The organism is Ruegeria sp. HKCCSP351 (assembly GCF_017872535.1).
Classification (GTDB): domain Bacteria; phylum Pseudomonadota; class Alphaproteobacteria; order Rhodobacterales; family Rhodobacteraceae; genus Ruegeria.
In genome coordinates, this window is sequence record NZ_JAEDOV010000014.1 from 1 (window position 1) to 11,530 (window position 11,530).

Annotated in this window: 8 protein-coding genes; 1 reads left to right on the plus strand and 7 read right to left on the minus strand. The window is 59.6% G+C overall.

What is annotated here, in order from left to right:
- Positions 1-169: 169 nt before the first annotated feature.
- The 6 genes from I9182_RS19425 to I9182_RS19450 all read right to left on the minus strand — a co-directional run bounded on the left by I9182_RS19425 (position 170) and on the right by I9182_RS19450 (position 9,916).
- The gene (locus I9182_RS19425; protein ID WP_209599359.1) at positions 170-1,906 is read right to left on the minus strand and encodes a Mur ligase family protein; all 1,737 of its coding nucleotides are present in this window, start codon (positions 1,904-1,906) and stop codon (positions 170-172) included.
- A gap of 14 nt (positions 1,907-1,920) precedes the next feature.
- Complete coding sequence (cphA, locus tag I9182_RS19430; RefSeq protein WP_209599360.1) at positions 1,921-4,722, minus strand: cyanophycin synthetase; 2,802 nt, start codon at positions 4,720-4,722, stop codon at positions 1,921-1,923.
- 15 nt (positions 4,723-4,737) lie between these two features.
- Positions 4,738-5,634 (minus strand): cyanophycinase, encoded by an 897-nt coding sequence (locus I9182_RS19435; protein WP_209599361.1) that lies wholly within the window; start codon positions 5,632-5,634, stop codon positions 4,738-4,740.
- A 272-nt stretch (positions 5,635-5,906) separates the two neighbouring features.
- Positions 5,907-7,418 carry an aldehyde dehydrogenase family protein gene (locus I9182_RS19440; protein ID WP_209599362.1) on the minus strand — a complete coding sequence of 504 codons (1,512 nt, stop codon included), beginning with the start codon at positions 7,416-7,418 and terminating at the stop codon, positions 5,907-5,909.
- A gap of 3 nt (positions 7,419-7,421) precedes the next feature.
- Entirely contained in the window at positions 7,422-8,528 is a 1,107-nt protein-coding gene (locus tag I9182_RS19445) for a saccharopine dehydrogenase NADP-binding domain-containing protein (RefSeq protein WP_209599363.1), read from the minus strand.
- Between the two features lie 134 nt (positions 8,529-8,662).
- Complete coding sequence (locus tag I9182_RS19450; protein ID WP_348540413.1) at positions 8,663-9,916, minus strand: cytochrome c peroxidase; 1,254 nt, start codon at positions 9,914-9,916, stop codon at positions 8,663-8,665.
- A gap of 33 nt (positions 9,917-9,949) precedes the next feature.
- On the opposite strand from I9182_RS19450, the gene I9182_RS19455 reads away from it, so the two are divergent.
- Entirely contained in the window at positions 9,950-10,420 is a 471-nt protein-coding gene (locus I9182_RS19455; protein ID WP_209599364.1) for a tetratricopeptide repeat protein, read from the plus strand.
- A 30-nt stretch (positions 10,421-10,450) separates the two neighbouring features.
- On the opposite strand, the gene dctP is transcribed toward I9182_RS19455, so the two are convergent.
- Positions 10,451-11,512: a TRAP transporter substrate-binding protein DctP gene (gene dctP, locus I9182_RS19460; protein ID WP_209599365.1), complete on the minus strand. Its 1,062-nt coding sequence runs from the start codon at positions 11,510-11,512 to the stop codon at positions 10,451-10,453.
- Between the last annotated feature and the right edge of the window lie 18 nt (positions 11,513-11,530).

Sequence of the window (11,530 nt, forward strand, 5' to 3'; positions counted from 1 at the left end):
GTCTGCTCAATCTCCATATCACCCAACCTCAACAACCTGTTGCCTGTATTTTGGCGAGTATTGTCAGGCTGGGTGTCAATGCAAGGGCGATACGCAAATTGCTGCTCAGCTGACCTCAGCCGGAGGTGGCGGCTCGCTGCCTTACTGGTCCTTCAACCCGCTAGGTCGCCTACTGGTCCAGCATCTCAAGCACGGCGTCGCGTTCCGACAGAACCAGCAGCAGGGCAAGATCGCCCGGTTCCACCTGTTTCAGGATCATCGCGGCGGCCTCGGACGGGGATGCGGCCCTTTGGATCTGGGTCTTGTTATATCCCTGTTCCAAGGCAGACTTTTCGATCAGGTCCGGTATCTCTCCCATTGAGCGGCCCCTCAGATACCCTTCCAGTTCAGCAGCAACGACCACGTCGGGTTGGAAGTTCAACGCGGTTGCGGTGACGTCCCGAATGTCCTGATCCGAGCGGTCTCCGGCATGGCTGAGCATGATGAACCGCCGTTTTGCCGGCAGGGCCGACAGCGCATCGCACACGGCAGAAATCGAATGCGGATTATGCGCGAAATCCACGAAAACCTGAGCGCCGTTGTACCGGAATTCGTTACAGCGACCCGGATTGTCCTTGGCATCCGGCTTGAACCCGGCCAACCCTTGCCGCACCGCCTCAAGCGGCAGTTTCAATGCCAGCGCAAGGCACATAGCCGCCAGAGCGTTCAGGATGTTGTATTTCGCGACACCGCCCATGGTCAGGGGCACGTCGGACACGGCAATGACCGCCTGCTCGGACCGGCCGTCGAAAAAGACGATATTGCCCTGCGAGACATAAGCGCAGCATGTTCCCGCGTCCCGCGCCCGACGGATCAGATCATTCCCGGGATCCAGCGAAAACCACCAGATATTTGCCGCAGTGTTTTCGGCTTCGGCACGGACAAAAGGATCATCGGCATTCAGGGCCAGAACACCGCCCTTGGTCAATGTCCGGTGCACGGCGAATTTCGCTTGAGCCAGCTCGGGCACCGTGTTCACGCCGTATTGCCCCAGATGATCATTCGCCACATTGGTGACAGTGGCGGCCATGGCCGCACGCGTCGGCAGGCCGCGACGCAGGATACCCCCACGGGCCACTTCAAGGCAGCCGATTTCAAGCCGCTTGTCGCGCAGCAACATCCGCCCTCCGCCGGGGCCGGAATAGTCGCCGCGATCGAGAATATCATCACCCACCCGCACAAACTCGGTCGAGGTCAGCCCTGCGACCTTGCCCGAGGCGCGGGCGATGGCCTCCAGCAACCGGGTCGTGGTGGTCTTGCCATTGGTTCCGGTGATGAAGGCGACGGAGATGTTGTGAAGGGAGGGCCAGTCAACGTTATCCGGGGCGGGCAGTGCGTTGACAGGCCAGATTTGACTGCCGGTGCCATGCCCGATGGAAATCTCGTCATCGTCGCACAGGATATCCACACCATGCGCCTCGGCTGCCGCGATCAGGGAGATCAGCGCAGGATTGGCCTCCTTCGCCATGACGCCTTTGACGTCCCGGATCATCTGATCAAAATCGCCCGGCGTGGCCTCCAACAACTCTGCCGCGCAGAAATGCCAGGCGGTCTGCGCCGCAAAGATCGCGGAATAAAGCTGATCCATCGGTGCCGAGATCGCCAGATTGACACCACCGGTGAAGGTTCGGTGGGTCAGTGCCTGATCCTGCCAGCCAAGCGCATCCAGAACGCACCGGGCATGTTTTTCCCACAGTGCAATGACTTGCGTGGGGTCGATATCAGTGAAAAACACATCCATCACCGCGCCGGGGTGATCCCATAACAGGCCGGGGCCGGTCAGGCGCCGTGCGTCATCCACCTGAATATGATCAGCGGTCGCGCATTCGATGGTCAGCGCGGTTTCAAGCTCTTCGATCCGGTCCATTCCGGTGCCTCCGCTCAATCCGCGTCTTCGCTGATTTCACGCGCCAGTCTTACGCCGCGTTCGTCCCGGATCAGGTTCTGGTCACTGTCGAACATGTCCTCGAACGTGGTGTCGGCGGGGCTGGTCCCGGGTGTCGCCTCGGTTTCAGAGGTTTCGCCATCGGAATTGAAATAGATGATCTGTTTCCAGCACCGTGTGGTGTCATCGCCAAAGATCACCAGAAGATCGCCCGGAGCCGCCATCTCCAGCGCTGTGGTTACGGCCTCAACCTCATCCGGAATGATCGAGATCACGTCGTCCGGCGTCCCGCAATCGATCAGGGCCTGCCGCATCATTTGCGGCACTTCGTCATGCCCGCGACCCCGGCGGCGGTCATCGGCCTTGCAGATGAAGTGGTCAAAATGCCCGGCCAGCGCTGCGGCCCCATCAACAATGTCTTCATCGCGCCGGTCGCCGGGCATCGCAACAACGCACAGCCTGCGGCCCTTGACCTCCAACTGATCGGCCAAAGCGGCCATCGCCTTCAGCGCGGCCGGGTTGTGGCCGTAATCAAGGATTACCTTGAAAGGATGTTCATCATAGACATTCATCCGACCCGGCGCCTGGAAATAACTGGTGTCGAAAGTGCGCAGACCATGCCGGATATTGTCCAGATCGACCCCAAAGCTATAGGCCATTGCCGCCGCGACCATGGCGTTTTGCACGTTGAAGATCGCCTTACCCTCAAGCGTGGCGGGGATCAGATGCGACCACAGAACGGGGATGTGAAGCCCTTTGTCATAGATGGTCAGCATGTCGCCATTCATGCCTTTTTCCAGCACGATGGCCTTGCCCCCTGTCTTGAAATGTTCCTTGACCAGACTGTGGCCGGGGTTGGTCGTGACATAGAAGATCTGATCCGCCCCGGCGTAATCGGCCATCTTCAGACAATTGATGTCGTCTGCGTTCAGCACGGCCGTATCGGTCGCGCTTTCCACCACCACCCGTTTGACGACGGCCAGCTCCTCGACCGTGTTGATCCCGCCCAGACCCAGATGATCTGCCGAGACGTTCAGACAGGCCGCCACGTTCGAGCGTTGATAGCCCAGACCCGAGCGCACCAGCCCGCCCCGCGCGGTTTCCATCACCGCAAAATCGACCATCGGATCACGCAGGACGATCTGCGCCGATTTCGGGCCGGTCATATCCCCCTTTACGCTTAGCTTGCCATCCACATAGACGCCGTCGGTCGAGGTCATGCCAACGATCTTGCCGCTGGTTTTCATGATATGACCCAGCATCCGCGACGTGGTCGTCTTGCCGTTGGTGCCGGTGATGGCCGCAATCGGGATGCGGGTCTGTTCATTGGCGGGGAACAGCATATCGATGACCTTGCCCGCCACATCGCGCGGCTGACCTTCGGACGGGGCCACATGCATCCGGAAACCGGGTGCGGCGTTTACTTCGACAATCGCGCCACCGATATCCTTGTAGGATTTGGTGATATCGTCGATCAGGAAATCGACACCGCCCACATCCAGCCCGACGGCCATGATGGCGCGTTCGGCCATGTCGCGGTTGTCAGGATGCACCACGTCGGTCAGGTCGATGGCGGTGCCGCCCGTTGACAGGTTCGCGGTCGAGCGCAGATAGAAAACCTCGCCCTCGGGCAAGACAGTGTCTTCCGTCACGCCCGCATTCTCCATCAGGCGGTTTGCCTGATTGTCCAGCTCAAGCCTGGTCAGTACTTTTTCGTGCCCGATGCCCCGGCGCGGGTCCTGGTTCACGATGTCGACCAGTTCAGCAATCGTATGAGTGCCGTCGCCTGTCACATGGCCGGGGACGCGTTTGGCCACCGCAACCAGTTTGTCGTTCACGACCAGCATCCGGTGATCAAAGCCGGTGATGAAGCTCTCGACCAGAATGGCGCGGCTGCGCGAATGCTCCTTGGCCTCGGCAAAACCTGCCTCGACCTCGGTATCGGAATTCAGATTGATCGAAACGCCGCGCCCATGGTTTGCGTCCAAGGGCTTGACCACCACGGGAAACCCGATCCGCGCGGCAGCGCGCACGGCCTCGCGGGCCGAATAGACCATGCGCTGCTGCGGAACCGGCAGGCCAAGATCGTTCAGCAGGTTATGGGTGTCTTCCTTGTCACAGGAAATCTCGACCGAGATATGCTTGGTCTCGGACGTAATCGTCGCCTGAATGCGTTTCTGAAACTTGCCGTGCCCAAATTGCACAAGCGATCCCGAGTTCAGCCTGATCCACGGAATGTCGCGTTCCTGCGCCGCCTTGACCAGCGATCCGGTTGACGGGCCAAATTCTTTGCGTTGCGCCCGCAGAACAAAGCTGCGCAGTTCTTCATCCCAGTTGAAGTCCGGGTCGAATTCGTAATCCACCTGATCTTTCAGGGATTGCGGCAACAGATGCATCAGCAACCGCATCGCCAGCTTGCCCGCATCCAGACCGACATCGCGCTGGCGGTATTCATAGACCATATTGTACTGGCCCGGCTCACCCGTGCCGCGCGTCCGGCCAAAGGTCACGTCGGACCCGGCCACGTTCTGCACCTCGATGGCACAATGTTCCAGCACATGCCCCAGCCAGGTGCCTTCATCCTCGCGCAGGCGGCGGATGAAGCCGCCGGGTTCGCGATAGGAGCAGCCATGTTCCGCCAGACCGGGAAGCGCCTTGATCAAGGCGTCAATAAACTCGGAACCAATCCTTGCCGAGGGCCATTCTTCCAGAATTCCCAGATCGATGACATGGCGAATGACCGGAAAACTTGCCCAGACGTTCGGGCCGACAAAGACATTGGTCGAGATTATTTTCATGAGGCTCCCCGCTGGTTAGCTTTTTGTTTTCTCCCCGCTGGCGACCTCTTGCCCGGACATGTCCGGCAATGTGCAGAACGCCATATGCTCATCCGGCGGAAAAGCCTGGCGAGCCGTCAGATCATAACGGCACCCTTCGCCCAGAACGTCAAGCCGAAGCCCAAGCAGGCTCAGCGCTTCGCCGCGGCGCGCGTCCCACATCGATGAATGGGTCAGATGACTGGCATCCACGACGGTAACCGATCCGCTGCCCACGACTTCAAGGACATTATCGGGCCCGATGAAGGCTGCCGTGTCTTCGTCGATACCCAGCCCGATCAAAAAAGGGTTGAAAGATGAGGCAGTTAGCAAGCGACCTAGCCGATTGCGCTGTGTGAAGTGCTGGTCGATGATGACGGCGTTGGTCAAGCCCATGCCCGGAGCCAGTGTGATATTGCCTTCAGCCGGGGCCGAGTTGCTGCTGCCCCCGGCCACCATATGTTCGGACATGATCGACGCGCCGGCTGAAGTGCCGGCAACCGGCACACCGGCCGCATTTCGGCGGCGTATTTTCTGCGCCACAAGCGTGCCACCCAGAATCGCTGAAAGCCGCAGCTGGTTGCCACCGGTCATGAATATCCCTGTGGCGCGGTCCAGCATCTCGGCATAATCGGGATTGTCGCAATCGGCACGCCGCGAGATGGGCAGAAATTCGACCTTGCCTGCACCCAGTTCGGAAAAGATGCGATTGTAGTCCGGTCCGGTTTCTTCCAGCATCGAGGCGGTCGGGATCACGACAATATCGGCATTCTCACCCCCTGAAAGCTCTACGAACTTGCGGTGAATCTGCATTTCCTTAACGCGGTCTTCGCCGCCGCCGATCGGGATGATGAACCCGCGCGGGGTCTCTGCATCAACGGGTGCAGGGCACATATCTTATTTACCTTCCGGTATAAAAGCAGCCAGCCATCGGGGCCACTCGGACGCTTAACCTGTTCATACATGCCGTGTCGGGCCATCTGACCTTATCTGACATGCCTTTCCCCCCAGCGACATCACATGCCGCACGGCAGGGATTTCGTCAAGAACCACCGGTTTTGTGCCTGCTTCAGCCTGCCTGGGCCAAACCCTTCACGACAAAAGCAATCCCCCCGAAACATCAAAGTTCCGGGGGGATCAGATTGTCCGTCAGTTTGCGCGCTGGTTCAGATGTCGAATTTGACACCCTGCGCCAGGGGGAGCTCTGCCGAGTAGTTCACAGTGTTGGTCTGGCGGCGCATATAGGCTTTCCACGCGTCCGAGCCGCTTTCGCGTCCGCCGCCGGTTTCCTTCTCGCCTCCGAATGCACCGCCGATCTCGGCGCCCGAGGGGCCGATGTTGACGTTGGCAATACCGCAATCCGACCCCGCCGCAGTCAGGAACTGCTCGGCCTCGCGCATGTTCAGCGTGAACACACAGGATGACAGCCCTTGCGGTACATCGTTTTGAAGCTGGATCGCGTCGTCAAAGTCGTCATAGCCCATGACATAAAGGATCGGCGCGAAGGTTTCGGTTTTCACAACCGCGCTTTGGCCGGGCATTTCGACAATTGCGGGCTGCATATAGACCCCCGCAGGAAGCCCTTCGGTCACGCGCTCGCCGCCGAACACTGTGCCGCCTTCGGCCCTTGCGGCCTCCAGTGCGGCCGTCATGGCGGCACCCGATGCCTCATCCACCAGTGGCCCGATCAACGTGCCCTCAGACAGCGGATTGCCGATGGGCAAACCGGCATAAGCCTTTTTCAGGCGGCCCACCAATTCCTCGCGGATCGAGTTGTGCACGATGAGACGGCGCAGCGTGGTGCAACGCTGACCGGCGGTCCCAACGGCCGAGAAGACAATGGCGCGCACGGCCATTTCCAGATCCGCCGAAGGGCCGACGATCATCGCGTTGTTGCCACCCAGTTCCAGAATGCACTTGCCAAAGCGTGCCGCAACAATGGGCGCAACCGCACGACCCATACGTGTCGAACCCGTGGCCGAGATGATCGGAACATCTTCGCTGGCCACCAGCGCCTCGCCCAACTCCGCGCCACCGATCAGGACCTGAAGCAACCCTTCGGGGGCATCGCCAAACCGCACCAGCGCGCGTTCAAAGATCTTTTGGCAGGCCATCGCTGTCAGCGGCGTCTTTTCGGACGGTTTCCAGATCACCGGATCGCCGCAAACCAGCGCCAAAGCGGCATTCCACGACCAGACGGCAACCGGGAAATTGAAGGCCGAGATCACGCCGACAGCACCCGCCGGATGCCAGGTTTCCATCATCCGGTGACCTGGGCGTTCCGACGCGATGGTCAGACCATAAAGCTGACGCGACAGGCCAACGGCGAAGTCACAGATATCGATCATCTCCTGCACTTCGCCCAGACCTTCGGACGTGATCTTGCCCGCCTCCCAGCTGACAAGTGCGCCCAGATCGTCCTTGGCCGCGCGCAACTCTTCGCCCAGCAGGCGGATCAACTCGCCCCGACGCGGGGCTGGCACAACGCGCCACGCCTTGAACGCGGTTTTGGCGCGGGCAATGATCGCGTCCATTTCGGTGGCCCGAGTTTCGTGCACTTCGGCCAGCAGGCTGCCGTCAATCGGTGACGTCACCTTCAGAGTGCCGCCTTTCAATGCGGCATCCGTCAGATCCAGATTTGCAAGCGTGGTTTGGGCTGTCATTACGATGTCTTTCATATCTCAGGCCGCCTTGTTTTGCCGGGTCACGTCACCAGCACGATACAGCTGGCCAAATTCTGTTTTCAGGAAGTCGTTCAGTTTGACCTGTTCCTGCCGGACAAACCCTTTCGAAGGCAGCGTGCCGGTGCGCATCAGGTCAACGACGCCCAGAATACCCGCAGCTGTGGTGACCTGAATGGCACTCCAGACCTGTCCGTTGATGGTGCGGGCAAAGCTTTTGTTGATCAGGGATTTCTCGCGCAGAACGCCGTTGATCAAGCCCTTGGCCGTGCAATAGACCAGCACAACGTCCTGATCGGTGCGGGGCAGGGCGGTCTCGAAGATATCTTTCAGCAGATCGCGGCGGCGTTCCAACCCCAGATCGTGCAGCAGCAGTTTCAGGATTTCGCAATGGCCGGGATACCGGATCGTGCGATAAGACACGGCCCGCGCCTTGCCTTCCAGCGTTTCCGGCAGTGTGCCCAATCCGCCCGAGGTGTTGAAGCATTCGTATTCCACACCATCGTGACCCAGAAGCTCGTAATCTTCCAGCGGCGCGGTCTTGACCAGTTTGCCGTTCACAATGGCGTCGCAGGGGTTGCAGTACTCGTTGATCAACCCATCGGTCGACCAGGTCAGATTGTACTTCAGCGCATTGGTCGGATATAGCGGCAGCGCGCCCACCCGCATGTGCAGGCTGTCCAGTTCATCAAACTCTGCGGCAAGCGCGGCTCCGGAGATACCCACAAAACCAGGTGCCAGACCACATTGCGGCATGAAAGCTGTCTCACTGCCTTCGGCCAGTTCCCGTACGGCCTCGGTGGCCGCAACGTCTTCGGTCAGGTCAAAATAATGCGCGCCCGCCTCTTTGGCGGCCTTGGCAATGTTCGGGGTCAGAAAGAACGGTGCCGCTGAAACCACGGCGTTAAACCCGGTCAGTTCCTTTGCCAGACTGTCCGCATCCCGGGCATCAATCTGCTTCGTGCCAATACCAAGCCTTGTGATATCACCCAGTGCTTTCAGGTCATGGTCAGCCACGGTCACTGTATAGTTTGGCGAGGCCCTCAGCAGCGTCGCGATCATCTGACCGATCTTGCCAGCCCCGATTACGCAAATATTCCAGGACATCAACGTCTCCGTAAATTTCTGTTCCTGATATTATGGTGCAGGGCTGGCCAGACATTTCCTAGGCCGCAATTTGACGAAGTGATCGACTTATCCGACATTATGCCGGATCACTTGTCATTATGGCGTGACCGCCATCAGGGGTTGAAATCGGCCGGCACCCCGAAAGGAGGAGAGCCAACACCAGTGCCCGTCAGGGAATGCAGAAATGCGACCAGGGCGGCGATTTCCGCATTCGAAAGCGTCATTGGCGTAATGTCGATCCTGCTGCGCTGGCGTTCCATTTCGAACCGGTCGTCCCACACCACGAAATCCACCTCTTGCAACCAGGGGACCTTGGGCAACGCAGCCATGTCGGGTTTCCATTTGGCAAGGCTGGTCTGTGGGTCAAGATGGTGACGGATTATGCTTTCGAGATCCGCAAAAGCGCCGTTATGTCCATAAGGCGCAGTCAGGGCGACATTGCGCAGCATCGGCGTGCGAAAGCGATAGGCGTCTTCCAGACGATTGCTTTCCGCCAACCGGCCAACGTCCCGCGCATATGGGTCCCATTGCCGGGTCCGGCCCGGCCCGAAAGGGGGCAAACCCAGCGCGTGAAACTCTTGGTCCGACATCAACGATCCCGCATGGCATGTCGCGCATCGCGCATTGCCATAAAACAGGTTCATCCCGTCTTTCTGGATGTCTGACAGCGCATCCTTGTCCCCAGCCAAGTACTGGTCGTATGGGCTGTCGGTGCTGCGCCATTCAATGGCCATGAAGGCCGCCAGCGCGTTGGCAATCTGGGTGATCGTGATGTCTTCGGTGGTCTCGATATCGTCAAAAGCCGCGACTATGGCTGGGCCATAGCGCGGATCGGTCCGCACGCGTTTGGCAAGGATCGGCCAGCCCTTGTCGATCCTGTCGTGAACCGCGCCGGTCACCTGATTTTCGGCGACATTACCGGCCATCTCGAACTGTGCGGTCAGCGGGAACAGGGCCTGCGCTGCCAAAAGCGAGTTCAATCCCCCGGGCAGCCATTCCTGTGCAGGCGAATTGAACCCGTTGCCATAGATGTTCGAGATGCTCAGGCGGCCATCGTGGAAAACGGTATGAATGTCCTTTGCCCCGAGGTTCCACAACCCCGGCGCATTTCGGGGAATGCGTTTGCGGATCCTGTCCGCGCCGGTGCCCGGTGTGCGGTCCGGCCCCAACCCCAGTCCGCCTTCGCCGATCCCCAGGGACAACCCGTCAGAGGTGCCGAAATCGGGATGATGGCAATGGGCGCATGAAATGTTCTGATTGCCTGACAGGATCGGATCGTAAAACAGTTGATGACCGATAGCGGCCTGTTCCATATCAAATGGGATAAAGTCATCATCCGTCAGCGGGGTCGGCAGGTCCTGCGCCACCGCGGCCCCCGCCCATACGAGGACAATCGCCCAATGCGCCAGTTTCTCTATACCCTTTGTTTTCTTGCGACCCCGGCTCTGGCTGAACTGGAACAGGCCCGTGACATGATGGAGGCCGGGGAGTTTGAAGCCGCGCGCGCGGAACTGCTGCCTGCCGCCCGGTCGGGCAATGCCGAGGCCGAGGAACTGATTGGTGTGATGTATGGGTTGGGTCTTGGGGTCGAGCAGGACCACGAAAGAGCGTTTGAATGGTATCTGCGTGCCTCGATGAAGGGGCATCCGGGGGCACAGTCGGGGGTTGGCTGGTACTATGAACTGGGTCTGGGAATGCCCGCGCCCGATCTGGTGCGGGCCTATATGTGGTACACGCTCAGCGCCATTGGCGGCGATCCCGATGCTGCGATCAGCCTTGAGGAAGTGATCAAGAAAATGTCGCCGGAGCAGATCGAGAAGGCGCATGTTCTGGTCAACGACTACAAAGGGTGGATGTACCCGTTTCGATAAGGGCCGGGCCACAAGGCCCGACCCATCCGTTTAGTTCAGGTCCGCATTGCGCGAGGCATTCACATCCGCCTCGGCCGCTGCGACGGCTTCGGTCAGCGCTGCAAAGATTTCATCACCACGGGCAACATTGGACTGAAACCAGGCATAGACCGGAGTGGCAGCCTCTTTGAACGCAGCCTTTTGCTCGGGCGTTGGGACGTACAGGTCACCGCCACCTGCGACGAAGTCTTCATACGCCTGGATCGATTTGCGCTTGGGCGAGGCAAAGGTGGCTTGTTGCAGGGCGTAGAACCCATCGACAACGACCCGACGCATATCTTCCGGCATCGCTTGGAACTTGGCGTCGTTCATCCACCACAGCGCGCCCATATAGGCGTGCCCGTCCAGCGTGACATATTGCAGACCCGCATCCGGGAACTTCATGCCCATGATGTCGGTGATGCCGTTCTTTGACCCCTCGACAACGCCGGTCTGGAAGCTGGTGAACAGTTCCGGCCACGGAATCGGGGTCGGCGATGCGCCCAGTGCTTTGACCAGTTCCTGCGGCAGGTCTGCGACGACGGTGCGGATTTTCAGACCTTCCATGTCGGCAGGCTCGGCGACGCGGTGTTTTGTGTTGGCGAAGTTGCGCCAGCCGCCGGTGTTGCCGATGGTCATCAGGCGGATCGCGCCACCGGAATCCTCCAGCGCCATGTCGCGCATCTTACGTGTGAAATCACCCGACAACACATGCTCTGCAATCCGGTCATCGGCCATCAGGTAAGGCAGGTCCAGAACCTGCACGTAAGGGAAGATGCCCGACGCCCCGCCCGAGGTAGAGATATAGATATCGATGGTGCCGTCAGCTACGCCCTGAAGGCACTCGGCACCGTTCGAGCACAGCTGGGTACCGATAAACAGTTCCACCTCGATGGCGCCATTCGAGGCCGCTTCAACGTAGTTCTTGAACACGATGAGGCCGTCATAATCCTCGTCGTTTTCATTTGAATTTGCGGTGGCGCGCAGTGTGTAATCTGCAGCCGTTGCAGCGATGGCGGACGCGGCCACCAGCGATGTGGCCACCGCAGCGGTTTTGATGAAGTCTCTGAGCATGCGTTTCCTCCCTGTGGA

Excerpts from the sequence above, each read along its gene's own strand:
- I9182_RS19425 (WP_209599359.1), bottom strand. The coding sequence starts at position 1,906 with ATGGACCGGATCGAAGAGCTTGAAACCGCGCTGACCATCGAATGCGCG.
- cphA (WP_209599360.1), bottom strand. The coding sequence starts at position 4,722 with ATGAAAATAATCTCGACCAATGTCTTTGTCGGCCCGAACGTCTGGGCA.
- I9182_RS19435 (WP_209599361.1), bottom strand. The coding sequence starts at position 5,634 with ATGTGCCCTGCACCCGTTGATGCAGAGACCCCGCGCGGGTTCATCATC.
- I9182_RS19440 (WP_209599362.1), bottom strand. The coding sequence starts at position 7,418 with ATGAAAGACATCGTAATGACAGCCCAAACCACGCTTGCAAATCTGGAT.
- I9182_RS19445 (WP_209599363.1), bottom strand. The coding sequence starts at position 8,528 with ATGTCCTGGAATATTTGCGTAATCGGGGCTGGCAAGATCGGTCAGATG.
- I9182_RS19455 (WP_209599364.1), top strand. The coding sequence starts at position 9,950 with ATGCGCCAGTTTCTCTATACCCTTTGTTTTCTTGCGACCCCGGCTCTG.
- dctP (WP_209599365.1), bottom strand. The coding sequence starts at position 11,512 with ATGCTCAGAGACTTCATCAAAACCGCTGCGGTGGCCACATCGCTGGTG.